We start from the raw sequence: 25,547 nt of genomic DNA on the forward strand, positions 1-25,547 counted from the left end.
GCTGGTCTAGCATGACGGAATGAAGACGGAAACGCGTTGGGTTACGTGGATTTTACGGGCGATCGCCGCGGTGTTCGGGGTGGTTGCGAGCTATGCGGTGGCGGGGCTGATCGGCGGGTCGATCCCGAGCAATCGCGACTGGCGAGCGCCTGCCGAGGGCGTGCATATCTTCGTCGAGAGCAACGGCGTGCATACCGGGATCATCGTGCCGAAGGTGGCCGCTGGGGTGGATTGGCGCGGGGTGGCTCGGGCGGAGGATCTGCGCGATCCGCGGTATGGCGCGTTCGATCATGTGTCGTTCGGGTGGGGGGAGAAGAGCTTCTATCTGGAGACGCCGACCTGGGCGGACGTGAAGCTGCGGACCGTGGTTGCTTCGGCGGTCGGAAGTGATCGAACGTTGATGCATGTCGATCATTTGCCGAGGCCGCGCGCGGGGGATGGAGCTCGGGAGATCGTGGTGACCCCTGCGCAGTATCGGCGGCTGGCGGCGTACATCCGGGCGAGCTTTCGCGACGGGGGTGCGCGGTATCCGGGGTATGCCGGGTATGATGCGTTTTATGAGGCTAACGGGCGGTATAGCGCGGTGCGGACGTGTAACAGCTGGACCGGTAATGCGCTGCGGTTTGCGGGTGTGAAGGTTGGGGCTTGGACGCCGTTTCCGGTTACGGTGAGGGGGTGGTTTTGAGCCAAGCTTGTTCTCCCGCGAAGGCGGGAGTCCAGACTGGGCTCCCGCCTTCGCGGGAGAACAAGGAAGTCAGGGAACATTGGCTTGGGGAACCACCCCGGCGGAGGCCGGGGTCCAGTTGGGGGACGTTGCTGACTGAGCGCAGCGCTACGTTACTTCTGTTTCCCAACTGGGCCCCGGCCTTCGCCGGGGTGGTAGAAGGGAGGTCAGTTCCCTGCGCGGTAGCCCTGGTATTGGGCGCATTCGGAGCGCTGGGGGTCCTTGTTGCAGCGCTTGGCGAGTTCCTTGCGCTGCTTGCCCTCTTCGGCTTCCTGCTTCCGCATCTTCTTGCCGTAGTTGCGGTCCGATTCTTCCTGGCTGGTCGTCGTCCAGTCGACCGCCTTGCCGGCGACCTGGAAGGGCGCCTTAACGATCGAGGTTGCCGTGCTGATGCAGCCACTTACGAGAAATGGCAGGACCGCCAGTACGGGGAGGACTTTACGCATTTACTTCACTCCTGCGCGCAACCGATCACGCGCCTGAGCCCCGTATAGCGGAAAGTCGGTGAAGAAACCGTCGATACCTTGTGCAAGGCCTGCGTCGATCTCCGCGGCGATGTCGCCGTGGGCGGCGGGGTCGGTGCCGCGGCGGAAGCGGGTCGGTTCGAAGTAGTTTTCGGCGCGGTAGGTCCAGGGGTGGACTCGCAGCCCCGCGGCGTGGGCTTCGGCGACCAGCTTCATTGGCGTCGCGGCGGACCAGAGCATGCTCTTGTTCGGGCCGATGCCGTAGGCGTAGGCCGCGACCGCCTTCAGGCCTTCGGGCGTGATCATCGCCGTGTAGCTCGGTTGCGCGCCGTCGGCGGGACCGCCCTCCCCGTCCATCAACTGGATCAGGCGGATCTTGGTCATCTTGTGGAGCCGTTGCAGGTTGGCGACTTCGAACGACTGGATGAACACGGGCGCCTTCGCCGAATCCCAGCCGGCCTCGCGGAGTTCGGCGACCAGTTTCGCGTCGGTCGGATGGCCGATCTTCGCGAAATAGGTCGGATGCTTGGTCTCGGGATAGATGCCGATCGTGCGGCCCGTCTCGGTGTTGCGGCGCTTGGCGAGTGCGATGATCTCGGCGAGCGTCGGGATCTGGAACTGACCGTCATAGGCGGTGTTGGCGGGGCGCAGCTTGGGCAGACGTTCCTTCGCGCGCAGCGTCTTCAGTTCGGCGAGCGTGAAGTCCTCGACGAACCAGCCAGTCATCGTCTGGCCGTCGATCGTCTTGGTTGTTTTTCGGCCCGCGAACTCGAAATGATCGGCGACGTTGGTCGTCTCGGCTATGTTGTTCTCGTGGCGCGCGACGAGGACGTCGTCCTTGGTCGGCACCAGATCGGGCTCGATGAAGTCCGCGCCCTGGTCGATCGCGAGCGAATAGGCTGCCAGCGTATGCTCGGGTCGGAGCCCGCTCGCGCCGCGGTGTGCAATCACGATCGGCGGCGACAATCGGGGAGAAGCTGGCGTCATCGCAGCAGCTTGCCCGCTCAGCGCTATGAACGCCAGCGTACCAACACGTGAGAGCTTGTCGCAATAGGAAACGATCGGGCGCATCGGCGTTAAGTCCTCGAAATCCGTACATTCCCGGCACATTCAACCAGGGGCAATCCCATGCATTTCACGATCAATGGTCAATCATATGACGCCGAGCCCGATATTCGTACGTCGGTGCTCGATCTGTGCCGCGAGCATCTCGGGCTGACGGGGTCGAAGAAGGGCTGCGATCATGGCCAGTGCGGCGCGTGCACGGTGCTGATCAACGGGCGTCGCGTCAATTCCTGCCTGACGCTCGCGGTGATGCATCAGGACGACGAGATCACGACGATCGAAGGGATCGGCCAGCCGGGCAACCTGCACGCGTTGCAGGACGCGTTCGTGCGGCATGACGGGTATCAGTGCGGGTATTGCACGCCGGGGCAGATCTGTTCGGCGGTCGGCATGCTCGACGAGGTCAAGAAGGGCTGGGCCAGCCATGCGTCGGGCGACCTGACCGATCCGAAGTTCGACGATGCCGAAATTTCCGAGCGGATGAGCGGCAATCTGTGTCGGTGCGCCGCGTACCCGAACATCGTCGATGCGATCCGCGAAGTCGGTGGCGCCGAGCCCGCGGGCCGGACCGCGGACGAGAAGGACGCCGCGATGGAAGCCAACGCGCGCGGGGAGCTGGTGGCATGAAGACCTTCACGTACGAGAAGCCCGCTACGCCCGAGGCCGCGGTCAAGGATATCGATACCGTTGGCGCCAAGTTCATCGCGGGCGGCACCAACCTGCTCGATCTGATGAAGTTGCAGGTCGAGACGCCGGACAAGCTGGTCGACATCTCGCGGCTCGATCTCGCGAAGATCGAGGAGCGCGAGGATGGCGGGCTGACGATCGGTGCGCTGGTGCCGAACAGCGATCTCGCTGCCGATCGCCGCGTCGTCGCCAAGTACGAGGTGCTGAGCCGGGCATTGCTGGCGGGTGCGTCGGGGCAGCTGCGTAACAAGGCGTCGACCGGGGGCAATCTGCTCCAGCGGACGCGGTGCTATTATTTCTACGACACGGCCGCCGCGTGCAACAAGCGCGAGCCGGGCAGCGGGTGTTCGGCGATCGGCGGCTTCAACCGCATCCTTGCCGTGCTAGGGACGAGCGAGCACTGCATCGCGACGCATCCGAGCGACATGGCGGTGGCGATGCGCGCTTTGGACGCGACGATCGTGACGCTGAAGGCGGACGGCGATCGTCGGCGAATCTCGATCCACGACTTCTATCGCCTGCCGGGTGATACGCCGCAGATCGAGACTGTGCTCGAAGCCGGTGAGTTGATCACGCACATCGAGCTGCCCGCCCCGCCGAAGGGCAAGCAGGAGTATCGCAAGGTTCGCGATCGTGCGTCGTATGCGTTCGCGCTCGTCTCGGTGGCGGCAATCGTCGACGTGCAGGACGGCGTGATCGCGTCGGCCTCGCTCGCATTCGGCGGGCTTGGGCCGATGCCGTGGCGCAATCCGGCGGTCGAGGCGGCGCTGGTCGGCAAGGCGCCGTCCGATGCCGTGTTCGAGGCTGCGGCGACCGCGCTGCTGGCCGATGCCAAGGGTTACGGCTCGAACGACTTCAAGATCCCCCTCGCCCGTCGCACGCTGATCGCGACGCTGCGCAACGTCACGGGAGCATAAGCATGTTCGGTTTTGGCACCACGAATAGCCTGACGATGGACAAGCCGCATCCGGACAGTCTTCTGGATACGGGCGTCCAGGGCGTCATCGGCAAGCCGCTCGACCGGATCGACGGCCCGCTGAAGGTCACCGGTACGGCGACCTATGCGGCCGAATATCAGTTCGACAACATGGCGTATGGCGTACTGGTCGGCACCAAGATTTCCGCCGGCAAGGTCGTGTCAATCGACGTCGACGCGGTCAAGGCGATCCCCGGCGTGATCGACGTCGTCACCGACTTCGACCAGTTCATCCGCGTCTCGGCGCAGGGCGGCGCGACCGATGCACCGACGCAGGGCGTGAAGGACATCGCGTTCTTCGGCCAGATCGTCGCGATCGTACTTGCCGAGAGCTTCGAGGTCGCGCGCGATGCCGCGGCTCGCCTGCCGATCGAGTATGACGAGGCCGAGGGCCAGTACGACTTCGCCGCGCACCGCGACGAGACGCGGACGCCGCCGGATGACGCGACGCCCGCGCATTTCAAGCAGGGCGACGTCGACAAGGCGATGGCCGAGGCGGCGGTGACGATCGATTCGACCTATGTCACGCCGAGCCAGAATTCGGCGGCGATGGAGCCGCATGCCTCGACCGCGGTGTGGGAAGAGGACGGCTCGCTGTCGCTGTACGGCGCGTACCAGATGCCGACGTCGGATGCGCAGCAGCTGGCTAAGTCGCTGGGGCTGTCGGAGAAGAAGGTGCGGATCATCGCGCGCTATATCGGCGGCGGGTTCGGATCGAAGCTCGGCATCGCCCCCGAGAGCGTCGCGGCGGCGATCGCGGCGAAGCAGCTTGGCCGTCCGGTCAAGGCGGTGATGTCGCGGCCGCAGGTGTTCGAGGCGACCGTGCGGCGGTCAAATACCGAGCAGCACGTGCGGCTGGCAGCGGACGCCGACGGCAAGTTATTGGCGATCGGTCACGAGACGCTGACGTCGAACCAGCCGACCGAGGATTATTTCGAGCCGGCAGGTATCGGCACGCATCTGTTGTACGGTGGCGAGAACCGGCTGATCACGCATGAGGTGGTCGATGTGAACTTCGTGCTGTCGGGCTCGATGCGCGCGCCGGGCGAGGCTGTCGGGATGCTCGCGCTCGAAGGCGCGATGGACGAGCTGGCCGAGAAGCTCGACATGGATCCGATCGAGCTGCGCAAGCGCAACGATCCGAAGATCGACCCCGAGAAGGACGTGCCCTATTCGTCGCGCAATTTGACGCGTGCGCTCGACGAGGGTGCGAAGAAGTTCGGCTGGGACAAGCGCCAGAAGGCCGGCACGCGGCGCGAGGGCGAGTGGCTGATCGGCATGGGCGTCGCCTCGGCGGTGCGCGGCAACATGATGATGGAATCGTCCGCCAAGGTCGAAATCCACCCGGACGGCTCGGCGACGGTGTCGTCGGCGATGACCGATATCGGCACGGGCAGCTACACGATCCTGGCGCAGATCGCGTCCGAGATCCTGGGGATTCCGGTGGCGAACATCACGATGGCGCTGGGAGATACCAACGATCCCCCGGCGGCGGGTTCGGGCGGGTCGTGGGGTGCGGCGTCTTCGGGTACTGCCGTGTATCTGGCTTGCGAGATGCTGCGCGGGAAGCTGGCCAAGGCGGCTGGCGTCGACGAGGATGGCCTGACGCTGAAGGACGGCAACGCGATCGGCGATAACCGCTCGACCCCGATCGGTGAGCTGGTCGGGAAGGGTCTCGAGGCTACCGGGCACATCAAGCCGGGCAAGCAGGAGAAGGAGACGTCGCAGGCCGGGTTCGGCGCGCATTTCGCCGAGGTCGCGGTCAACGTGATCACCGGCGAGACGCGGGTGCGGCGGATGCTCGGGTCGTTCGCGGCGGGGCGCGTGCTCAACGCAAAGACCGCGCGGTCGCAGTGCCTCGGCGGGATGACCTTCGGGATCGGCACCGCGCTGACCGAGGACCTCGTCCACGATACGCGGACCGGCAAGCTGGTGAACCACGATCTCGGCGAATATCACGTGCCGGCCAATGCGGACGTGCCGCAGATGGACGTCCACTTCGTCGACGAGCGTGACATCCATGCGAACCCGATCCACGCGAAGGGGATCGGCGAGCTGGGGATTTCGGGCGCTGGTGCTGCGGTGGCGAACGCGGTGTATAATGCGACGGGGATCAGGGTGCGCGAGTTCCCGATCACGCTGGATAAGCTGCTGGATCAGTTGCCGGCGGTTTGAGTCGTTAGCTGAGCCGTCTCCTTCTGGTTCCCCCGCAAAAGCGGGGGCCCAGGAGCCACGCAGAATAACGCCCGTAACCCTCGATCCCCGCCTTCGCGGGGAAACGGGAAATGTTGCGGGCGTTTTCTTTCAGGCGTGGAGGGACGGTCCGTCTCGTCAAACGCCCAAGCCCTACCCATATCCTCCACTCCACCCGAGGACCCACGAATGAACGAACACGTGATGGATGCGGCGTTTCGGCCGGGTGGTCTCGACCGCGCGAAACAGGGCGTTCTTGGACTCGGCCTCGACCGGATCGAGGGGCCGGCGAAGGTCACCGGCGTTGCGGACTATGCGTATGAGGGTACGCCAGATGGTATCGCCTATGCCGCGATCGTCGGTACGCCGGTCGGCAGCGGGCGCATCCTCGGTATCGACGTTAGCGCTGCTGAGGCTTTGCCCGGCGTCATCGTGGTCATTCATGGCGATGCGCGCATGCCTGCCGGCGAGTCCAATTCCCGCGCGATGCCGCTGTTCGATACCGATGTCATTCTCCACCTCGGCCAGCCGGTCGCGATCGTCGTTGCCGAGGATCAGGCGATCGCGCGCGATGCCGCGGCGCTGGTCGTGGTTCGCACCGAGGCGGGCGAGGATCGGTTCGACGTCGAGGCACAGCCGGTCGACACAGCGCCGAAGATCGGCTTCCTCCCGCCGATCGACAATGGCGATCTCGACGCGGTGATGGCGGATGCGGCGGTGACGTTCGACCGGACCTACACGACGCCCGTGCATTTCCCCGCCGCGCTGGAGCCGCATGCGACCACCGCTTGGTGGGAGGGCGACAAGCTGACCGTGCGGTCGAGCAACCAGGTGATCGGCGGTGCGCGGAAGACGATCGCGAAGGCACTGAAGATCGATGCGGACAGGGTGCGCGTGCTGGCGCCGTATGTCGGCGGCGGGTTCGGCGGGAAGACCGGCGTCGGTCCCGAGGCGATCCTCGCGGCGATCGCGGCGGAGGTCGTCGGGCGGCCGGTCAAGGTCGCGCTGCCCCGTCGCCAGACCGCGTATATGGTGCATCACCGCTCGCACACGACGCAGCGGATCCGGATCGCCGCCGACGAGCACGGCGTGATCTTCGGCATGGGGCATGAGAGCGTCGTCGCGCAGAACGACGATGGCGAGTTTCTCGAGCCGGTGCCGTTCGGGACGCTGCCGCTGTACCGGGGCGCCGCGCGGCGGTTCAAGACCGACCTTGTGCGCGTGGATTTGCCCGCAAGCGGTGCTGTGCGTGCGCCGGGCGAGGCGGTCGGCACGTTCGGGGTCGAGTGCGCGATGGACGAGCTGGCCGAACAGCTCGGGATCGACCCAATCGAACTACGGCGTCGCAACGAGCCCGAGACCGATCCGGTGAGCGGCAAGCCGTTCTCCACGCGGCGGATGCTCGATTGCTATACGCAGGGCGCGGAACGGTTTGGTTGGCCGGCGAAGGTGCCGGCGCCGGGCTCGGTGCGGGACGGCGAATGGCTGGTCGGGATCGGCATGGCGGCGAGCCTGCGCGGCAACTTCACGGTCGAGGCACAGGCGCGCGTGCGGCTGGAGGCAGACGGGCGCGCGACGGTCGAGTGCGACATGACGGACATCGGTACCGGGACGTACACGATTCTGGCGCAGACCGCGGGCGAGATGTTGGGGCTGCCGGTGGCGGACGTGACGGTGCGGCTCGGCGACAGCGACCTGCCGCCGAGCGCCGGCTCGGGCGGGTCGTTCGGGGCTGGCAGCGCGTGTTCGGCGGTGGTGCTGGCGTGCGGGGATATCCTCGGCGAACTCGCGCTCAGGATGAACGCGGCGCCTGAGGATCTGAGCCTGCGCGACGGGTGCGTGAGTGCTGGCGGACGGTCGGTGAAGCTTGCCGATCTGGTGCGCGGCGAGGCGATCGTGGCGATGGGCAAGACCGGGCCGGGTGCCGAGAGCAAGCGCACCAGCCAGGCTAGCCACGGCGCGCACTTCGTCGAGGTCGCGGTGAACGCGGTGACGGGCGAGACGCGGGTGCGGCGGATGCTCGGCGTGTTCGATGTCGGGCGGGTGCTTAATCGCAAGACGGCGACGAGCCAGATCACCGGCGGGATGGCGTGGGGGATCGCCTATGCGCTCAGCGAAGAGGGCATCGTCGACACTCGGACCGGGGCGTTCGTGAACCCCGATTTCGGCGAGTATCATGTCGCGGTGAATGCCGACATTCCGCAGCTTGAGGTGCATTTCATCGAGGAGATCGACGACTCCGCGAACCCGGTCGGGGCGAAGGGCGTTGGCGAGCTTGGGATTTCCGGCGCCGGCGCGGCGGTGGCGAATGCGATCTACAACGCGACCGGGGTGAGGGTTCGGGATTTTCCGGTGACGCTCGACAAGCTGTTGGCGGGTTTGCCCGCAATCTGATCCTCCCCGGCACGGGGAGGGGGACCGCGCCTCTTGGCGTGGTGGAGGGGGCGACCCCAAGCGTAACGTCTGCGGCTGGCCCCCTCCACCAGCTGCGCTGGTCCCCCTCCCCGCGTGCGGGGAGGATTAGAAGAGAGACAACATGGCCGAAAACGATAGCGTGCTCGCTGCTGCGAAGGCCTGGAAGGGCGAGAAGATGGCGATCGCCACGGTCGTCTCGACCTGGGGATCCGCGCCGCGGCCCAAGGGAAGCCATATGCTCGTCCATGCCGACGGGCGGTTCGAGGGATCCGTCTCCGGGGGCTGCGTCGAGAGCGACATCCTCGCCACCGCCGCCGAGGTGATCGCCGGCGCGCCGTTCCAGCTGCGCAACTACGGCGTCGCGGATGCGGCGGCGTGGGAAGTCGGGCTGCCGTGCGGCGGCGAGATCGCAGTGATGGTGCAGCCGGTGTCGGCAGAGGGGTTCGATCCCGAGTTGTTCGACCGGATCGCCGATGCGCGGGATCACGGCGATGCGCTGACCGTGACGACCGACCTCAAGACCGGGCACAGCGATGCTCGGCCGCTGGAAACGGGCGAGATGTTCGTCAATCGCTACGATCCACCACGCCGACTGCTGATCGTCGGCGCGGTGCAGATCGCGCAGGCCTTGGCGGGGCTCGCGCGCGAACTCGGGATTGAGACGGTGGTGATCGATCCGCGCGCGCGCTTCCTCACCGAGGAGCGGTTTCCGGGCGTGACGCTCGACGATCGCTGGCCGGACGAGGCGATCGCCGCGCTCCGCCCGGGACCTTCCACCGCGGTCGTGACGCTGAGCCACGACATCAAGATCGACGATCCTGCGCTGATCGCGGCGCTCGCGTCCGACGCCGCCTATGTCGGTGCGCTCGGCAGTCGCAAGAGCCATGCGGCACGGCGCGAGCGGCTTGCCTCGGAAGGCGTTACGGCCGAGAACATCGACCGGATCGATGCGCCGGTCGGGCTCGACATCGGCGCGATCGGGCCGTCGGAAATCGCGCTGTCGGTGGCCGCGGCGATGATAGGAGCGTTCAATGATCGCCGCTGAAAACGTCTTTCTCATCCTCCTCGCCGCAGGACGCTCGGAGCGGTTTGGGATCCCCAACAAGCTCGAAGTGCCGTTCCTCAACAAGCCGCTCGGGATGCACGTTGTCACCGCGTTCGAGAACATTCCGTTCAAGCGCCGGCTGGTTGTCACCGATGGCTGCAAGCTCGACTTCATCAGCCATCATTTCGAGGTGGTGCATAACGACGATCCGTCGACGGGCATGTCACGGTCGGTGAAATTGGGCGTGCAGCGCGCCAAGGACGAGGGCGCGGAGGCGGTGCTGATCGCGCTCGCCGACATGCCGCGCGTGACCGCGGCGCATATCTACCGGATGCTCGATGCCGCCGACAGCGCCGATGCCGTCGTTGCGTCAAGCGATGGCGAGAAGCCGAGCCCCCCTGCCCTGTTCGGGCGCGATCGGTTCGATTTTCTGCTCACGCTCGACGGCGATGCGGGTGCGCGCGACCTGGTGAAGGCAGGGCGGCACGTCGTGACCGCACCCGCCGAGCTGATCGATATCGACACGCCCGAGGATCTGGACCGGCTGCAGGCGCTGGTCCACGATCCCAAGGCAGCGATCACTCGTGCCTTAACGCGTCGATAGGGTTCATCGCAGCCGCACGACGGGCGGGGAAATAGCCGAACACCACGCCGATGACCGCCGAGATGACGAAGGCAAAGATGTTGATCTCGGGCACGAATATCCACTGAACCTTGATCAGCGGCGCGATGATCGCGATCGCCAACTGCGCGATGACGAGGCCGATGACGCCGCCGAGGCACGACAGCGCGATCGCCTCGACGAGGAACTGCATCAGCACCTCGCGGGCGACTGCGCCGATCGCGAGGCGGATGCCGATCTCGCGCGTGCGCTCGGTCACCGACACCAGCATGATGTTCATGATGCCGATCCCACCGACCACCAGGCTGATCCCGGCGACCGCGGCGACGATGCCGGTGAGCAGCGTAGTCGTGCCGGTCAGCGTGTCGGAAATCTGCTTGGTGTCGAAGATGTTGAAGTCGTCTTCCTTGCCCGCGGTGATCGTGCGGCGTTCGCGGAGCAGGTCGGTGATCGAGGCCTGGACAGTCGCGGTCGAGAATTTCTGGTCGACGCCGACAAGCATCAGGCGGATGTCCCGGCTGCCGGTGAAGCGGCGCTGGACCGCCTTGATCGGCATGATGACGACATCGTCCTGATCGCCGCCGAACCCGGCCTGGCCGCGGGCTGACAATACGCCGACCACGTCGCAGCTGATCGCGCCGATTCGCATGCGCAGGCCGACCGCGTCTCCGCCGCGGAACAGGTTGGTGCGGACCGTGTTGCCAATGATGCAGACGGCCTTGCCCGCGGCTTCCTCGACGGGCGAGAAGATGCGGCCTGCGGCGAGCGGCCAGGGCTGGACCTGGAAATAGGCGGAGGTGGTGCCGTTGATCGTGGTCGACCAGTTGGCGCCTTCGTAGATGGCGGTCGCGGTGGCTTGCGCCTGCGGGGCGACCGCGGTGACCCCGGCGATCTGGTTAGCGATCGCCTCGACGTCCTCGGGCTTGAAGTCGGGCGGACGCGGGCCCCCGCCACCGCGGCCGAAGCCCTGGCCGGGGCGGACCTGCAGGATGTTGGTGCCGAGCGCGGAGATCGACTGCTGGACGGCGGCGGTGGTCGCCTTGCCGAGGGTTACCATCGTGACGACCGCACCGACGCCGATGACGATGCCGAGGATGGTCAGGAATGACCGCAGGAGGTGGCGGCGGATCGAGCGGAGCGCGAGGGACAGGGTGGTGCCGAACATCAGCCTGGTTCCCCGCGCGAGACTTCTTCCCCCCCGCCCGCTTGCGGGAGGGGGTTGGGGGGTGGGCTCACGGGTTCGGCCGATGCTGCCGTCGAGATACGCGCTGGAGCTACGGCTGGCGGTGCGTTCGGCGTGAGCGCGTGCCCACCCCCGGCCCCTCCCGCTTGCGGGAGGGGGGAAGATAGGGCGCTCACGATTCCACCCTCTGGCCTTGGCGGTGCTGGCTTTCGATGCGTTCCACCAGGCCGTCCTTGAAGTGGACCACGGTGCGCGCGAACGCAGCCATGTCAGGTTCGTGGGTGACCATCAGGACCGTGATGTTCTTCTCCGCGTTCAGCCGCGTGAGGAGCTGCATGATCTCGACCGAGCGTTCGCTGTCGAGGTTGCCGGTCGGTTCGTCGGCAAGCAGCACGTCGGGGCTCGTCACCAGCGCGCGGGCGATTGCGACGCGTTGTTGCTGGCCGCCGGAGAGTTCCGCCGGGGTGTGGTCCCACCAGTCCGCGAGGCCGACCGTGTCGAGGCTCGCCATCGCCGCGTCCCTGCGCGCGCGCTTTTCGTCGCCGCGGTAGAGCAAGGGGAGTTCGACATTCTCCAGCGCGGACGTGCGCGATAGGAGGTTGAAGCCCTGGAACACGAAGCCGAGATATTTGCGACGGAGCAGCGCGCGCTGGTCGCGGTCGAGCGTCTCGACATGGTGGCCGCGGAACAAAAAGGTCCCGTCGGTCGGCACGTCGAGACAGCCGAGGATATTCATCGTCGTCGACTTGCCCGACCCCGACGGGCCCATCACCGCGACGAAATCGCCCGCCGCGATGTCGAGGTCGACGCCCTTAAGCGCCTGGAACATCGTCGCGCCCTGCCCGTACGTCTTGGTGACGCCGCGCAAGGAAATGAGCGGGGGCGGATTACTGGCCACCGCCCCCACCCTTGCTCGCGCCGCCCGAGCGACGGGCGCCGCCGCTGCGCTTGGTGTCGTCCGACCCGCTGGCAAGCTGCCCGGTGATGACCTGCGCGCCGGGCTGGAGATTGCCCGACAGGACTTCGGTCATCGTGCCGTTGGTGTCGCCGGTGGTAATCTGCACAGGTTGCGGCGTGCCGTCCGCACCCTTGACGTAGATCGTCTGCTGCGCGCCGCGGCCGAGCGTCGCGGTCCGCTCTGCCCCGCCGCCGCCACGCCGCGGCCGGAAGGTCAGCGAGCCGGCGATGCCGCCGCCTGCATCGCCGGTGGCGGCGGTCGGCTTGAAGCGCAGCGCGGCGTTGGGGACGAGCATGACGTTGCGCTTGTCCGAGGTGACGATGTCGGCGGTCGCGGTCATGCCCGGGCGCAGCGTCAGCGACGGGTTCGCCACGGTGAGGTCGGCGGCGTAGGACACGACCTGACCGGTGGTCGATGTCGTGGTCGTTGTGCTCGACGAGGTCGCCGAGCTGACCGTCAGGTTCGACCCGAGATCGACGCGGCTGATCGTCGCCGGGAAGGTCTGGCCGGGGAACGCGTCGACGGTAAAGCTGGCCTTCTGGCCGATCTTGACCTCGCCAACGTCCGCTTCGTCGATCGCGACCTCGAGTTTCATCTTGGTGAGGTCTTCGGCGATCACGAACAGCGTCGGCGTGTTGAACGACGAGGCGACGGTTTGGCCGGGATCGATCTGGCGCGCGAGCACCACCCCCGTAACCGGCGAACGGATGATCGCCCGCGCGCGCTGCGTCTGGTTCTGTGCGAGGAGCGCGCGGCTGGCGACGACGTTGGCTTCGGCAACCTTCTGTGCGGCGACGGCGCGTGCGTAGTCGGCGCGGCCGGTCTGGAGCTCGGTCTTCGACGGCACGCGACCACCCGAAAGTCGCGAAACCTCTTCGAGGCGGTTCAGCTGAGCACGCGATTCGGCGACGGTCGCCTGAGCCTGCGCGACCTGCGCCTGGTTCGCCGCGAGCTGGGCGCTGGTCTGGCGGATCTGGTCGTCGAGCTGTTCGGGGTCGATCAGCGCGAGCGGCTGGCCGGCGACGACGCGGTCGTTGACGTCGACGACGACCTTGGTGACGAGACCCGACAGCTGCGAGCCGACCGTGACCTGCGTCGTCGGCGCGAGCTTGCCGGTGGCCGATACCGTGACCGTCAGGTTGCCGCGCTGGGCGGCTTGCGTCGAATATTGCGTCTGTTCCTTCGCGCCGAAGCACTTCGCGAGCAACAGGCAGAGCAGGACCACGCCGACCGCGATCACCACCCATTTTATGTAGCGTTTCCAGGGGGCCTGCGGCTTTACGCCGAGGAAGTCGTCGATCGATGCGTCGGCCATCAGCGTGCCTCTGGATTGGATTGGGGCGCTTCGGGAATCACGGTGGAGTCCCAGCCGCCGCCGAGTGCGGCATAGAGTGCGATCAACGCGTTGGCGGCATCGGCGCGTGCTTGCGTCGCGCCGTTGCGCGCGGACAGGAGCGCGGTTTCCTGCTGGTTGAGCGTGGTGAAATCGGTGAGGCCGGTGCGGTATTGGCTGCGGCTGAGGATCGCGGAATTGTTCGACGCGTCGAGCGCGATGGCGAACTGGCGCTCGCGTTCCTGTGCGGACTGGAGCGCGACGACGGCGTTCTCGACGTCCTCCAGCGCGGTGAGGATGGTGGACTTGTAGAGCGCCAACGCGCCGTCGGCGGCGGCTTCGCTGGTGCGGACCTGGCTTCGCAGACGGCCGCCGTTGAAGATCGCCTGCGTCAGGCCGGCGAACAGGCTGCCAGTGATCGCGTCGCCGATGTTGCCGATCGAGGTCGCGTTGGTGTTCAGATTGCCGGTGATCGCGAGCGCCGGATAGAGTTGCGCCTTGGCGACGCCGATCCGCGCGGTTGCGGCGGCGAGCGCGCGTTCGGCGGAGCGGATGTCGGGACGCTGGCGCAGCGTGTCGGCGGGGATGCCGACGCCGACCGCGGCGGGGCCGGTCGGGATCGCCTTGGCAGGCGCCATCAGCGGGCGGAGCGCGCCCGGGGCCTGGCCGGTCAGCACGCCGATCCGCGCGACCGCGGCGGCATATTGCTGGTCGAGGCTCGGGATCGTCGCGGCGGTCTGCGCGCGCTGGGCGCGCGCCTGTTCGGCGTCGACGCTGGAGACGAGGCCGGCTTGTACGCGGAAGCCGGCGATCTCGAGATTGTCGTCCTGGATGGCAAGCGAGGCGCGGGCGTTGGCGAGTTGCTGCTGGTACAGCCGCGCGAGGACATAGTTGCGCGCGACCTCGCTTTCGACGGAAATGAGCACGGTGGCGTAGTCGTAGCCCGACGCGGCGTAATCCGCGCGGCTGGCCTCGACGGTGCGGCGGATCTCGCCGAACACGCCGACCTGGTAGCTGGCGCTGGCGCCGAGCGTGAAGCTGTTGGCGCCGCCGCCGCCGGTGTCGACGACGGTGCCGTCGGGCAGCGTGAACGAGCGCCCGCCGCCGCGGACATTCTCGTTGCGCTGATAGCCGGCCGAGCCGCTGAGCGTGGGGAGCAGCGAGGCGCGGTTCTGGATCAGGCTCTCGCGCGCCTGGCGGAGGCGGGCGACCGATTGCGCGATGTCGAGATTGGCGGCGGCGGCTTGCTCGACGAGCTGGCCGAGGACCGGGTCGTCGAACTTCTGCCACCAGCGGGTGAGGTCTTCGGGCTTGGTTTCGGGGGTGACCGAATAGGCGTCGGGAACGCCGAGTTCGGCGGCGACCTTCGGGTGGTAGTCGGGGCCGACGGTGCAGCCCGCCAAAAGCACTGGAACGACGAGGAGGGCGCGGACGCGAGACATGGGGGCGAGGCATGGCCAACGGGCGTTTGCTAGTCCAGCGGTTTTGTGTCGCGAGGTGTCGCAGCTGGGGTCGATGCTGGAGAACTTCGACCGGCTTCGTAGCCCCTGACGTGTTCGGCACCGATCCAGATCGAACGTGTAGGCGCGGCGCAGAGCAGGTCACGCCCGCTTCCTTGTTCTCCCGAAAGCGGGAGCCCAGTCTGGTCCCCGCCTTCGCGGGAGAACAAGGAGAGGCGGCACGGATTTCGTTGAGGTCACCCAAAATAATCGAACCGGCTCCGTTCCAATTTTGCAGTGCAGCGGAACGTAGCGGCACCTCTACGGGTTGGACGATAATGCTAGCCGAACGCCAGCCCGCGACTGATGTCCTCGCGCCGCCGCCTGTCGTGCTCGATCCGCCACCCGTGGCCCTCGACAATGTCAGCCTCTTCTTCGATTTCGACGGGACGCTCGTCGATCTCGCACCGACGCCCGATGCCGTGTTGGTCGATCAGCGCCTGCTCGACCGGCTCGATACGCTCGCCGACCGCTTCCCCGGACGCGTCGCGATCATCAGCGGGCGCTCGATCAGCCAACTCGATGCGATGCTGGGCCGTCATGCGCAGCTGTTCGCTGTCGCTGGCAGCCACGGCGCCGAACGTCGCACCCCCGAAGACGGTCACATCGCCGCCGATCGCCCGGCTTCGCTGGAAGCCGCCGCGGACGCGTTGCGCGCGTTCGCCGATGCCAATGGACTCGTCTACGAAGCCAAGAGCCTCGGCGCCGGGTTGCATTACCGGATGGCGCCGGACTTCGAACCCGACGCCGTCCGCCTCGCCGAGGATCTCGCCGCCACCCACGGCCTTACGCTCCAGCGCGGCAAGATGATGGTCGAGCTGCGGACCCCCGGCGACAAGGGTGCGGCCTTGCGCGATCTGATCGCTGCGCCGACAATGGCAGGGAGCATACCGTATTTCTTCGGCGACGACGTGACCGACGAAGACGGGTTCGAAGCCGCGCGCGCCCTTGGTGGTGCGGGTATTCTCATCGGCGAGCCGCGCGCGACCGCAGCCGCCTATCGCCTGAACGACGTTGCCGCGCTCCGTGACTGGATCGCCGCCATATTGGAAACACGATGACCGCAGCTACCCCCGCCCTCGCCAAAAAAGCCGACATGAACCTGTGGCCGATCGGCAATTGTCAGGTTTCCGCGCTGATCGACAAGACCGGCACGTTCGTCTGGGGCTGCGTCCCGCGCGTCGATGGCGACCCGGCATTCTGCGCGCTGCTCGGCGGCGATGCACCCGAGACCGGATTCTGGGCGATCGAGCTCGAAGGCGGCGCGAAGACCACGCAAAGCTATATCCGCAACACGCCGATCCTGGTGACCCGCCACGAGGACGAAGCCGGCAACGCGGTCGAGGTGATCGACTTCTGCCCGCGGTTCGTCCGCGAAGGTCGCACCTATCGTCCGACCAGCTTCGTCCGGATCGTCAAGCCGGTCGCGGGCTCGCCGCGGATTCGCATCCGCATGCGCGTCGCGACCAACTGGGGCAAGCCGACCGAGCATACGCAGGGGTCGAACCACATCCGCTTCCTGATGGACGACCAGACGTTGCGGCTGACCACCGATGCGCCGGTCGGACACATAGTCGGCGAAAACTGGTTCCGGCTCGAACGCCAGATGCACCTGTTCCTCGGTCCCGACGAGAGTTTCGCGGGCGTGCTGCACGAGGCGGCCGAGGCGATGCTGTCGCGGACCAAGGACGAGTGGCGGCACTGGGTGCGCGGGTTGGCGACGCCGGTCGAATGGCAGGACGTCGTCATCCGCGCGGCGATCACGCTGAAGCTGTGCCAGCATGAGGAGACCGGCGCGATCGTCGCCGCGCTCACCACCTCGATCCCGGAGCATGAGGGGTCGGAGCGCAACTGGGACTATCGTTACTGCTGGATCCGCGACGCCTATTACACGGTGCAGGCGCTGAACCGTTTGGGTGCGCTCGATGTGCTCGAAGGGTATCTCGAATATCTGCGCAACATCGTCGACGCGTCTAAGGGGGGCCATGTCCAGCCGCTCTACGGAGTCGGCGGCGAATCAACGCTGGTCGAGCGGATCGAGAGCGATCTCCCCGGGTATCGCGGGATGGGTCCGGTCCGCGTCGGCAACCAGGCGTATGAGCAGATCCAGCACGACGCGTACGGCCAGATCATCCTGTCCGACGTCCAGGCGTTCTTCGACAAGCGGCTGTTCCGGATGTCGAGCGAAGAGGACTTCAAGAGCCTCGAACTGGTCGGCGATCGTGCGTGGGAGACGTACGACAAGCCCGACGCCGGGCTGTGGGAGCTGCGCACCAAGGCGCACGTCCACACCTATTCGGCGGCGATGTGCTGGGCAGCGTGTGACCGGCTGGCCAATGCGGCGGAGGTTCTCGGGCTCGAGGATCGCCGGACGTTCTGGGAGGAGCGGGCGAACACGATCCGCACCACGATCGAGCAGTCGGCGTGGCGCGAGGATACGCAGCGTATCTCGGCGACGTTCGGTGGCGACGATCTCGATGCGAGCCTGATCCAGCTGCTCGACCTGCGCTTCTTCAAGCCTGACGATCCGCGGTTCCAGTCGACGCTGAAGGCGGTCGAGGAGGGGCTGCGGCGCGGCAGCCACATGCTGCGCTATGCGACCGAGGACGATTTCGGCCTGCCGCATACCGCATTCAACGTCTGCACCTTCTGGCTGATCGAGGCGCTGCACGCGACCGGTCGGACCGCCGACGCGCGCGCGCTGTTCTGCGAGATGGTGGCGCGGCGTACGCCTGCGGGCCTGCTGTCGGAGGATATCGATCCGAATACCGGCGAGCTGTGGGGGAATTACCCGCAGACCTATTCGCTGGTCGGGCTGATCAACTGCGCGGTCCTGCTCAGCAAGCCGTGGAGTGCCGTCCGATGAGCCGCCTCGTCGTCATCTCGAACCGCGTCCAGTCGGTCGATGCACCTTCGGGCAACCAGGGCGGCCTCGCCGTCGCGCTGCTTGCCGCTCTCCGGGAAAAGGGCGGCGTATGGTTCGGGTGGTCGGGCGAAACGACCGACAAGTTCACCGGCCACATCAATTTCCAGCAGGGCAAGGGCGTCACCACCGCGACGATCGACCTCGAAGAGCAGGATTTCGACGAATATTATAACGGCTATGCGAACCGCACCTTGTGGCCGCTGTTCCATTACCGAATCGACCTGACCGAGTTCGAACGCGACTTCTCCAGCGGTTACGCGCGGGTGAACAAGCGGTTCGCGGAGACGGTGCTGCCGCTGATCGAGCCCGACGATCTGGTGTGGGTCCACGATTATCATCACGTCCCGCTCGGCCAGGAACTGCGCAAGCTCGGCGTCGAGAACAAGATCGGGTTCTTCCTCCACATTCCGTGGCCGCCGATGGCGATGCTGCTGTCGCTGCCGAGCCACCGCGCGCTGGTCGAATCGATGTTCGCCTATGACGTGGTCGGGTTCCAGACGCAGGACTGGCTCGACAGTTTCCTGCATTACGTCACCAGCCAGCTCGATGGCGTGGTCGGCGAGGATGGCTGGGTGACAGTCGGCGACCGGACGATCAAGGCGATCACGACGCCGATCGGGATCGAGACCGCCGACTTCGAGAAGTCGGCGAACAGCGACACCGCACGGCATGCCAAGGAGCGGATGTACATGTCCGCGACCGGCCGCAGCCTGATCGTCGGGGTCGACCGGCTCGATTATTCGAAGGGGCTGGCCGAGCGGTTCGCCGGGTATGAGCGCTTCCTCGGGTCGCATCCCGACCGTGCGGGGCTCGTCTACATGCTCCAGATCGCGCCGCCGAGCCGCGAGAAGGTCGACACGTATCAGGAGATCCGCGCGAACCTCGACTCGATGTCGGGGCGGATCAACGGCGAATATTCGGACATCGACTGGACGCCGATCCGCTACGTCAACCGCGGCTTCCCGCGCGACGTGCTGGCGGGCATTTATCGCGCGGCACGCGTCGGGCTGGTGACGCCGCTGCGCGACGGGATGAATCTGGTCGCGAAGGAATATGTCGCGGCGCAGGACCCGAACGATCCGGGCGTGCTGATCCTGTCGCACTTCGCCGGCGCGGCGACGCAGTTGAAGGATGCGGTGCTGGTCAATCCGTACAGCCCCGAGGAGATGTCCGACGCGATCGCCAAGGCGCTGGCGATGCCGCTGGCGGAGCGCAAGGCGCGCTGGGAGAAGCTGATCGACAACGTCCGCAAGGAGGACGTGATGTGGTGGTGCGAGCTGTTCATCACTGCGCTCGAAGCAGTGCCGGAGCACGTCGAGGCGTAACCAATCCTCCCCTGCAAGGGGAGGTGGCTGGCGCTTGCCAGACGGAGGGGTGATCCGCCCTCGATAGCGCGCCTCCCCTCCGGCAGTCCCTTCGGGCTGCCACCTCCCCATGAGGGGGAGGATTAACTGGGGCTAGCCGCGGCTCACCGGGTCCGCCGCCATCAACAGGCGGTTGCGTGGGATCGCCTCGGGCATTTCCTCGCGGATATATTTCAGCAGCGCCTCTCGGACATCGCAACGCAGGTCGAACGCAATCGCCGCATCCTTGGCCGTCATCAGGCCGCGCAGTTCGATGCAGTCCGCCTTCACGTCCGTCACCTGGAGGTTGTAGAACCGCTTGTCCCAACGCGGGTTGGACGTGACGATCTCGCCCAGTTTTTCGCGCAGCCGCGGCACGTCGGCCGACGGATCGAGATACCAGAACACCGAGCCCATCAGCTGACTCGTCTCGCGCGTCCAGTTCTGGAAGCTCTGCTCCAGGAACTTCGAGACCGGCACGACAAGACGGCGTTCGTCCCAGATCTTGATGACCACGAAGGTCAGGTTGATCTGCTCGACCCGGCCCCATTCGCCGTCGACGATCAGCACGTCGTCGATCCGGATCGGCTCGGTAAACGCCATCTGCACGCCCGCGATCAGGTTCTTCAGCGCGGGCTGCGCCGCGGCACCGACCACGAGGCCGGCGATACCGGCGGAGGCCATCAGCGTGACGCCGATCGAGCGGATGCCGGGCACGCTCAGCAGCATCAGGCAGACGCTGATGAAGACGATGAAGAACGTGCCGATGCGGCCAAGGATCGCCGCGCGCGTGCGCTTGCGGCGGGCGCGGAGATTGTCCTCGACCGAGATATCGGCGCGGATCTCGATCACGTCCTGGAACGCACGGAGCGCCGCAACCGCCAGCCACCCGAGTAATGCGGGCACGAGAAAGCCGAGCAGCTGCTTCCACAGATCCTCGATATCGTTGTCCATCGGCAGGATCCGCGCGACGAACGCGACCGACACCGAGACGAACACCGCACGCAAAGGGCGGCGGACGCGGGCGAGGACGAGGCCGTCGGTCTTGGCGGTCGAGCGGCGCTGCGCATGCCCGCCGATCCGCATCGTCAGCCAATGCGCGACCAGCGCGACGAGGATGGCCGCCGAAACGACGGCGACGCTCTCCAGCCAGACCCATTCGGGGGGTATGTGGAGCGATCTGAACATGCGCATTCTGGCGCAACGGTCGGGGGAACGCGGATGTTCCGCTGCAGTGCAGCATTTTGGGTCGCGTTGAACCTAGGAAGGCCATCAGGCCAGCGCAGGCCACCACCCTTACCGAAGCCACCACCCCGGCGGAGGCCGGGGCCCAGTTGGAAAGGTCGAAGTAACGACGGACCGTCCACAGTTAATCCCGTCCCCCAACTGGGCCCCGGCCTCCGCCGGTGTGGTGACGTTTTTTTGCTGCCGTTTACTTGCCGTCTCTAGCGATAGCCGATGACGCCCCGCCCCGATCATGCCAGAACCACCCGACCATGGTCGCCCAGAGAATCAGACACTTCCTGAGCGAAGAGAACTGGCAGTTCGCCGATCACGAACGCCCCGTCCTCCCCGGCTCTCCGGGCTCTCCCGCGCACCCGAGACATCGCCAGATCGCCTATGCGCTGATCGGCATCCTGCTCGGCCTCACGGTCGGGTTCGGCAACGCGCTGATCAGCGCCAACACCTACACGCTCCAAGGCGCACTCGGGCTCGATCCTGCCGAGATTGCTTGGCTGCCGACGGTCTACGTGATGACCAACGTCAGCATAAACCTGCTGATGATCAAGTTCCGCGCGCAGTTCGGGCTGCGGCCGTTCGCGATGATCTTCCTCATCCTGTACGTGCTGATCACGCTCGCGCATCTGTTCGTCCACGGCTTCGCGACCGCGATCGCGGTGCGCGCGATCAGCGGGATGGCGGGCGCCGCGCTGAGCAGCCTGTGTCTCTATTACGTGATGCAGTCGCTCCCCGCGAAATGGCGATTGAAGGCCGTCGTGCTCGGCATCGGCATCCCGCAATGCGCGACGCCGCTCGCGCGGCTGTTCTCGCCCGACCTGTTGGCGATGTCGCAGTGGCGGACCTTGTACCTGTTCGAACTCGGGCTCGCGCTGCTGTCGCTCGCCGCGGTCGCAGCCCTCCGCCTGCCGCCGACGACGCGGAGCAAGGCGTTCGAGCCGCTCGACTTCCTCACCTTCGTGCTGTTCGCCGGCTCGACCGCGCTGTTCGCCGCCGTCCTCGGCCTCGGCCGGATCGTGTGGTGGACCAACGCACCGTGGATCGGCTGGGCGCTGATCGTCGCGATCCCGATGTTCGCCGCCGCGATCGTCGTCGAGCATCACCGCGCCAACCCGCTGCTCAACACACGCTGGCTGGGCAGCGCCGATATCGTCCGCTTCACGATCGTCATCGTGATGGCGCGGATCGTGCTGTCGGAGCAGACCTATGCGTCGGTCGGACTGCTGACGGTATTGGGGCAGAACAACGACCAGCTTGTGCCGTTCTTCCTGATCATCTTCGTCGCTTCGGTTTGCGGCGTGATCGCGAGTGCGGTGACGCTCGACGTCGAGCGGCTCGGCCACCCGATCATGTTGGCGATTGGGCTGGTCGCGGTGGCCGCGTGGTTCGATTCCTACGCGACCAGCTTGACGCGCGCGCCGCAGATGTACGTGACGCAGGCGATCATCGGCTTCTCGGCGACGTTCTTCCTCGGCCCCGCGCTGCTGTTCGGGATGACCCGCGCGCTGAAGGAAGGCGCGGGCCACATCATCAGCTTCATCGCGCTGTTCGGGATTATCAATTCGCTCGGCGGGCTTGGCGGCACCGCGCTGCTCGGCAGCTACCAGGTGATCCGCGAGAAGGCGAACAGCGCGGCGCTGGTCCAGCAGATCTCGCCGACGGACCCGATCGTGACGCAGCGCATCGCCGCCGGTGGCGCCGCGGTCGGCCGGGTGATCGTCGACCCGACGCTGCGCAATGCCGAGGGCGCGGCGATCCTGTCGCAAACCACGACGCGCGAGGCGAACGTGCTTGCGTATGCCGACGTCTTCCGGTTGATCGCCGTTCTTGCTGGCGCGACGTTCGGGTATCTGCTGTTCCTGCTGGCGAGACGCGCGCGACGCGAAAGACGGGCGCGGCTTGAGGGCCCGGTTGAGGGGACGACATGAGCGACGCACGCAGCCCGGTGGCCGAGGGGCCGGCGACCGAAGAGAAGATGGCGGAGGCGCCTGCTGCGGCGGTGCCGGCCACCCCGGTCGGGTCGGGCTGGCGTCCGCAACCGCCGAGCTCGACGGTCATCGTCATCATCGTCCTGCTCGCGGTCGCGGGCGTGTGCGCGGTGCTGGCGGCGTGGCGGCTGCCGCCGTTCGCGACGAGCTATCAGTCGACCGACAACGCCTATGTCCGCGGGCGGACGACGGTGATCAGCCCGCAGGTCAGCGGCTATGTGACGCAGGTGCTGGTGCGCGATTTCGCCGACGTGAAGCAGGGCGATCCGCTGGTGAAGATCGACGACCGCATCTATCGCCAGCGCGTCGATCAGGCGCAGGCGCAGGTCGATGCGCAGGCAGCCACGCTCGCCAACAGCCGCCAGACCGCGGCCAGCCGCGAGGCGACGTTCGCCGCGCAGGACGCCGCGGTCGCCAATGCGGAGGCGCAGCTGATGCGCGCGCAGGCCGACATGGCGCGCGTCAACGACCTCGTGACCGATGGCTCGGTATCCTTGCGCGAACGCGACCAGACGCTGGCGGCGTTGCGGCAGGCGCAGGCGCAGGTCCGGCAGGCGAAGGCGGCGCGGGAGATCGCCCGGCAGGATATCCGCACGGTCGAAGTCGGGCGTGGTGGCCAGCAGGCGGGGGTCTCCGGGGCCGAGGCTGCGCGGCAACTCGCGCGGATCGACCTCGCCAACACCGTGATCCGCGCGCCCGAGACGGGGCGGTTGAGCGAGGTCGGCGTGCGCCTCGGGCAATATGTCACGGCGGGGTCGCAACTGATGTTCCTGGTGCCGCCGGAGACGTGGGTGATCGCGAACTTCAAGGAAGCGCAGACCGCGCGGATGGTGGTCGGCCAGCCGGCGTCGTTCACGGTGGACGGGTTGGCGAACGCGCGGCTGACCGGGCGGGTCGAGCGGATCTCGCCCGCGGCGGGGTCCGAGTTCGCGGTGCTGAAGGCGGACAATGCGACGGGGAATTTCACCAAGGTGCCGCAGCGGATCGCGGTGCGGATCCGGGTGGATGCGGGGCAGCCGCTGAGCGCGCGGTTGCGGCCGGGTATGTCCGTGCAGGCGCGGGTGGATACGGCCGGCGGGCCGGGGGTTCGGTGATGGGGCCTGAGCTTGGCATTGCGCTCGCTGCTTGTTCTCCCGCGAAGGCGGGAGCCCAGTCTGGGTTCCCGCCTTCGCGGGGAAACATGGTTTGCTCTGGTCGCGGGCCTGGCAGCGTGAAAGAGCGGCTAACTTCTGCTCGAACAATCCTCACCCCGACGAAGTTCACCCCCCCGGCGGAGGCCGGGGCCCAATTGGGGGACGGTCGTAACGAAGCGCTGTCCACCGTTACTGCGACCTCTCCAATTGGGCCCCGGCCTTCGCCGGGGGGGAAGCGTTTTCCGAGATGGTATTCGCGCGAGTTGTGGCGCTCGGTAGGAGCACGATCAGCGAGCGCGGGCGCCGCCCTCCCCCTCGCCCTCCTCGCGACCGCCTGTATCGGCCCCCGCCCCGAAGCCCCTGCAACCACCGCCGTCGCCCCGCCCCCGGCATGGCGCACCGCGCTCGGGACCGGCGCGCCGATCCGTGCGGACTGGTGGAGCGCGTTCGGCGATCCGGTCCTCACCGATCTCGTCGCCCGAGCACTCGCCAACAGCCCCGACCTTGGCTCCGCCGCTGCGCGCATCGACGAAGCCCGCGCCGCCGCGCGCCTTGCCCGCGCGCAGCAGACGCCGCTCGTCAGCGGCTCGGCACCTAGCACCACCGGCCAGACCGTCAGCCCGCTCGGTACGCCCTCCGACGCGATCGGCGCGCAGCCGGCGGTCTCGATCAGCTATGATCTCGACCTGTTCGGCCGCCTCCGTCTCGCGAGCCAGGCCGCGCGCGCGCAGTTGCTGGCCAGCGAGGCCGCGCGCGACACCGTCCGGCTCGGCATCGCGAGCAGCGTCGCGACCGGGTACATCACGCTCCGCGCGCTCGACCAGCGCCTCGCCGTCGCCCGCCAGACGCTGGCCGCACGCGCGGAAGGCCTGCGGATCGCGCGGCGACGGGCGGAGACCGGCTACACCTCGAACCTCGAACTGCGGCAATCGGAGGCGGAATTCCACGCCACCGAACAGCTCGTCCCTGCGGCGCAGCTCGCGATCAGCCGGCAGGAGAATGCGCTGAGCCTGCTGCTCGGCGACAATCCCGGCCCGATCCCGCGCGGGCGCACGCTCGACCAGTTGGCGGCGCCCGCGATCCCCGACGGCCTGCCCGCCGACCTGCTCCGCCGCCGCCCCGATCTCTACCAGGCCGAGCAGACGCTGGTCGCGACCGACCGCTCGCTCGACAGCGCGCGCGCGGCGATGTTGCCGAACCTGGCGCTGACCGGCTCGGCGGGTGTGGTGCTGTCGACCGCGCTGGCGAACCCGATCGCGGTGTTCTCGATCGGGGCGAGCGTGCTCAGCCCGATCTTCGACGGCGGGCGATTGGGGGCGCAGGCCGATGCCGCCACCGCGCGCCGCGACCAGGCCGCGTTCGCGTATCGCCGGACGGCGTTGCAGGCGTTCCGCGAAGTCGACGACAGTCTCGCCGGCGTTCAGCGTTCGGGGCAGCAGGCGGTGGCGCTCGCGGGGCAACGTGATGCGCTGGCGGGGGCGCTGCGCAATGCCTCGAATCGCTACCGCGCAGGATATTCGGCGTATATCGACCAGCTCGATGCGCAGCGCGGGCTGCTCACCGCGGAGCTCTCGCTGGTGCAGGCGCGGGCGGATCGGCTTACCGCGTATGTGACCTTGTACCAGGCGATGGGTGGTGGCTGGTCTCGGGAGGATGCGGCGGCGGTTCGACGATAATGTTCCCCCGCGAAGGCGGGGGCCCAGGATCAAGCAGCGCAGCGTTCGTTACCCTGGGCTCCCGCCTCCGCGGGAGAA

Annotated in this window: 20 protein-coding genes; 13 read left to right on the forward strand and 7 right to left on the reverse strand. The window is 67.2% G+C overall.

Going from position 1 to position 25,547, the window contains the following annotated elements; translation table 11 throughout:
- Window positions 1-19: 19 nt before the first annotated feature.
- Window positions 20-685 (forward strand): TIGR02117 family protein, encoded by a 666-nt coding sequence (locus VH567_RS03995; protein ID WP_423323338.1) that lies wholly within the window; start codon window positions 20-22, stop codon window positions 683-685.
- Window positions 686-891: 206 nt separating this feature from the next.
- Here the strand turns inward: VH567_RS03995 and VH567_RS04000 are convergent, their stop codons facing one another.
- Both VH567_RS04000 and VH567_RS04005 read right to left on the reverse strand, forming a co-directional pair.
- Complete coding sequence (locus VH567_RS04000; RefSeq protein ID WP_423323340.1) at window positions 892-1,170, reverse strand: hypothetical protein; 279 nt, start codon at window positions 1,168-1,170, stop codon at window positions 892-894.
- Window positions 1,171-2,175 (reverse strand): glycerophosphodiester phosphodiesterase, encoded by a 1,005-nt coding sequence (locus VH567_RS04005; protein ID WP_423323720.1) that lies wholly within the window; start codon window positions 2,173-2,175, stop codon window positions 1,171-1,173.
- A 141-nt stretch (window positions 2,176-2,316) separates the two neighbouring features.
- Between VH567_RS04005 and VH567_RS04010 the strand changes: the two genes are divergently transcribed.
- The 6 genes from VH567_RS04010 to VH567_RS04035 all read left to right on the forward strand — a co-directional run bounded on the left by VH567_RS04010 (window position 2,317) and on the right by VH567_RS04035 (window position 10,173).
- Entirely contained in the window at window positions 2,317-2,880 is a 564-nt protein-coding gene (locus tag VH567_RS04010) for a 2Fe-2S iron-sulfur cluster-binding protein (RefSeq protein ID WP_082441359.1), read from the forward strand.
- Window positions 2,877-3,857: an FAD binding domain-containing protein gene (locus VH567_RS04015; protein ID WP_423323342.1), complete on the forward strand. Its 981-nt coding sequence runs from the start codon at window positions 2,877-2,879 to the stop codon at window positions 3,855-3,857. Before VH567_RS04010 ends, VH567_RS04015 begins: the two co-directional genes overlap by 4 nt.
- Before the next feature lie 2 nt (window positions 3,858-3,859).
- On the forward strand, window positions 3,860-6,091 hold the full coding sequence (locus VH567_RS04020) for a xanthine dehydrogenase family protein molybdopterin-binding subunit (RefSeq protein WP_423323344.1): 2,232 nt from the start codon (window positions 3,860-3,862) through the stop codon (window positions 6,089-6,091).
- A 207-nt stretch (window positions 6,092-6,298) separates the two neighbouring features.
- Window positions 6,299-8,503 (forward strand): molybdopterin cofactor-binding domain-containing protein, encoded by a 2,205-nt coding sequence (locus VH567_RS04025; RefSeq protein WP_423323346.1) that lies wholly within the window; start codon window positions 6,299-6,301, stop codon window positions 8,501-8,503.
- Between the two features lie 142 nt (window positions 8,504-8,645).
- The gene (locus VH567_RS04030) at window positions 8,646-9,569 is read left to right on the forward strand and encodes an XdhC family protein (protein ID WP_423323348.1); all 924 of its coding nucleotides are present in this window, start codon (window positions 8,646-8,648) and stop codon (window positions 9,567-9,569) included.
- Window positions 9,556-10,173 carry a nucleotidyltransferase family protein gene (locus VH567_RS04035; RefSeq protein WP_423323350.1) on the forward strand — a complete coding sequence of 206 codons (618 nt, stop codon included), beginning with the start codon at window positions 9,556-9,558 and terminating at the stop codon, window positions 10,171-10,173. Before VH567_RS04030 ends, VH567_RS04035 begins: the two co-directional genes overlap by 14 nt.
- Here VH567_RS04035 and VH567_RS04040 read toward each other — a convergent pair.
- The 4 genes from VH567_RS04040 to VH567_RS04055 form a co-directional block, all read right to left on the reverse strand.
- On the reverse strand, window positions 10,148-11,356 hold the full coding sequence (locus VH567_RS04040; RefSeq protein WP_423323352.1) for an ABC transporter permease: 1,209 nt from the start codon (window positions 11,354-11,356) through the stop codon (window positions 10,148-10,150). The two genes, VH567_RS04035 and VH567_RS04040, sit on opposite strands and share 26 nt — an antisense overlap.
- A gap of 190 nt (window positions 11,357-11,546) precedes the next feature.
- Window positions 11,547-12,203 (reverse strand): ABC transporter ATP-binding protein, encoded by a 657-nt coding sequence (locus tag VH567_RS04045; RefSeq protein WP_423323722.1) that lies wholly within the window; start codon window positions 12,201-12,203, stop codon window positions 11,547-11,549.
- Window positions 12,204-12,261: 58 nt separating this feature from the next.
- Complete coding sequence (locus VH567_RS04050) at window positions 12,262-13,647, reverse strand: efflux RND transporter periplasmic adaptor subunit (RefSeq protein ID WP_423323354.1); 1,386 nt, start codon at window positions 13,645-13,647, stop codon at window positions 12,262-12,264.
- A complete protein-coding gene (locus VH567_RS04055) occupies window positions 13,647-15,107 on the reverse strand; it encodes an efflux transporter outer membrane subunit (protein ID WP_423323356.1) in 1,461 nt (486 codons plus the stop codon). The genes VH567_RS04050 and VH567_RS04055 overlap by 1 nt, the downstream gene beginning before the upstream one ends.
- A gap of 335 nt (window positions 15,108-15,442) precedes the next feature.
- On the opposite strand from VH567_RS04055, the gene otsB reads away from it, so the two are divergent.
- Genes otsB through VH567_RS04070 form a run of 3 tightly spaced genes read left to right on the forward strand, consistent with a single transcriptional unit; the run spans window position 15,443 to window position 19,415 of the window.
- Window positions 15,443-16,225: a trehalose-phosphatase gene (otsB, locus tag VH567_RS04060; RefSeq protein WP_423323358.1), complete on the forward strand. Its 783-nt coding sequence runs from the start codon at window positions 15,443-15,445 to the stop codon at window positions 16,223-16,225.
- The gene (locus tag VH567_RS04065; protein WP_423323360.1) at window positions 16,222-18,030 is read left to right on the forward strand and encodes a glycoside hydrolase family 15 protein; all 1,809 of its coding nucleotides are present in this window, start codon (window positions 16,222-16,224) and stop codon (window positions 18,028-18,030) included. Before otsB ends, VH567_RS04065 begins: the two co-directional genes overlap by 4 nt.
- Window positions 18,027-19,415, forward strand: a complete 1,389-nt coding sequence (locus VH567_RS04070) for an alpha,alpha-trehalose-phosphate synthase (UDP-forming) (RefSeq protein WP_423323362.1) — start codon at window positions 18,027-18,029, stop codon at window positions 19,413-19,415. The genes VH567_RS04065 and VH567_RS04070 overlap by 4 nt, the downstream gene beginning before the upstream one ends.
- Before the next feature lie 132 nt (window positions 19,416-19,547).
- On the opposite strand, the gene VH567_RS04075 is transcribed toward VH567_RS04070, so the two are convergent.
- Window positions 19,548-20,621, reverse strand: coding sequence for a mechanosensitive ion channel family protein (locus VH567_RS04075; RefSeq protein ID WP_423323364.1), 1,074 nt, complete (start codon window positions 20,619-20,621; stop codon window positions 19,548-19,550).
- A gap of 308 nt (window positions 20,622-20,929) precedes the next feature.
- Between VH567_RS04075 and VH567_RS04080 the strand changes: the two genes are divergently transcribed.
- The 3 genes from VH567_RS04080 (at window position 20,930) to VH567_RS04090 (ending at window position 25,469) form a co-directional block, all read left to right on the forward strand.
- Window positions 20,930-22,600, forward strand: a complete 1,671-nt coding sequence (locus tag VH567_RS04080; RefSeq protein ID WP_423323366.1) for an MFS transporter — start codon at window positions 20,930-20,932, stop codon at window positions 22,598-22,600.
- Window positions 22,597-23,754: an HlyD family secretion protein gene (locus tag VH567_RS04085; RefSeq protein ID WP_423323368.1), complete on the forward strand. Its 1,158-nt coding sequence runs from the start codon at window positions 22,597-22,599 to the stop codon at window positions 23,752-23,754. The genes VH567_RS04080 and VH567_RS04085 overlap by 4 nt, the downstream gene beginning before the upstream one ends.
- 302 nt (window positions 23,755-24,056) lie before the next feature.
- Entirely contained in the window at window positions 24,057-25,469 is a 1,413-nt protein-coding gene (locus tag VH567_RS04090; RefSeq protein WP_423323370.1) for an efflux transporter outer membrane subunit, read from the forward strand.
- Window positions 25,470-25,547: the final 78 nt, after the last annotated feature.

Origin of the sequence: Sphingomonas sp. 4RDLI-65 (assembly GCF_049472435.1) — a bacterium.
Lineage (GTDB): Bacteria > Pseudomonadota > Alphaproteobacteria > Sphingomonadales > Sphingomonadaceae > Sphingomonas.

Bases quoted from the DNA above. Each gene is read 5' to 3' on its own strand.
- VH567_RS03995 (WP_423323338.1), top strand. From the start codon at position 20: ATGAAGACGGAAACGCGTTGGGTTACGTGGATTTTACGGGCGATCGCC.
- VH567_RS04000 (WP_423323340.1), bottom strand. From the start codon at position 1,170: ATGCGTAAAGTCCTCCCCGTACTGGCGGTCCTGCCATTTCTCGTAAGT.
- VH567_RS04005 (WP_423323720.1), bottom strand. From the start codon at position 2,175: ATGACGCCAGCTTCTCCCCGATTGTCGCCGCCGATCGTGATTGCACAC.
- VH567_RS04010 (WP_082441359.1), top strand. From the start codon at position 2,317: ATGCATTTCACGATCAATGGTCAATCATATGACGCCGAGCCCGATATT.
- VH567_RS04015 (WP_423323342.1), top strand. From the start codon at position 2,877: ATGAAGACCTTCACGTACGAGAAGCCCGCTACGCCCGAGGCCGCGGTC.
- VH567_RS04020 (WP_423323344.1), top strand. From the start codon at position 3,860: ATGTTCGGTTTTGGCACCACGAATAGCCTGACGATGGACAAGCCGCAT.
- VH567_RS04025 (WP_423323346.1), top strand. From the start codon at position 6,299: ATGAACGAACACGTGATGGATGCGGCGTTTCGGCCGGGTGGTCTCGAC.
- VH567_RS04030 (WP_423323348.1), top strand. From the start codon at position 8,646: ATGGCCGAAAACGATAGCGTGCTCGCTGCTGCGAAGGCCTGGAAGGGC.
- VH567_RS04035 (WP_423323350.1), top strand. From the start codon at position 9,556: ATGATCGCCGCTGAAAACGTCTTTCTCATCCTCCTCGCCGCAGGACGC.
- VH567_RS04040 (WP_423323352.1), bottom strand. From the start codon at position 11,356: ATGTTCGGCACCACCCTGTCCCTCGCGCTCCGCTCGATCCGCCGCCAC.
- VH567_RS04045 (WP_423323722.1), bottom strand. From the start codon at position 12,203: ATGTTCCAGGCGCTTAAGGGCGTCGACCTCGACATCGCGGCGGGCGAT.
- VH567_RS04050 (WP_423323354.1), bottom strand. From the start codon at position 13,647: ATGGCCGACGCATCGATCGACGACTTCCTCGGCGTAAAGCCGCAGGCC.
- VH567_RS04055 (WP_423323356.1), bottom strand. From the start codon at position 15,107: ATGTCTCGCGTCCGCGCCCTCCTCGTCGTTCCAGTGCTTTTGGCGGGC.
- otsB (WP_423323358.1), top strand. From the start codon at position 15,443: ATGCTAGCCGAACGCCAGCCCGCGACTGATGTCCTCGCGCCGCCGCCT.
- VH567_RS04065 (WP_423323360.1), top strand. From the start codon at position 16,222: ATGACCGCAGCTACCCCCGCCCTCGCCAAAAAAGCCGACATGAACCTG.
- VH567_RS04070 (WP_423323362.1), top strand. From the start codon at position 18,027: ATGAGCCGCCTCGTCGTCATCTCGAACCGCGTCCAGTCGGTCGATGCA.
- VH567_RS04075 (WP_423323364.1), bottom strand. From the start codon at position 20,621: ATGTTCAGATCGCTCCACATACCCCCCGAATGGGTCTGGCTGGAGAGC.
- VH567_RS04080 (WP_423323366.1), top strand. From the start codon at position 20,930: ATGGTCGCCCAGAGAATCAGACACTTCCTGAGCGAAGAGAACTGGCAG.
- VH567_RS04085 (WP_423323368.1), top strand. From the start codon at position 22,597: ATGAGCGACGCACGCAGCCCGGTGGCCGAGGGGCCGGCGACCGAAGAG.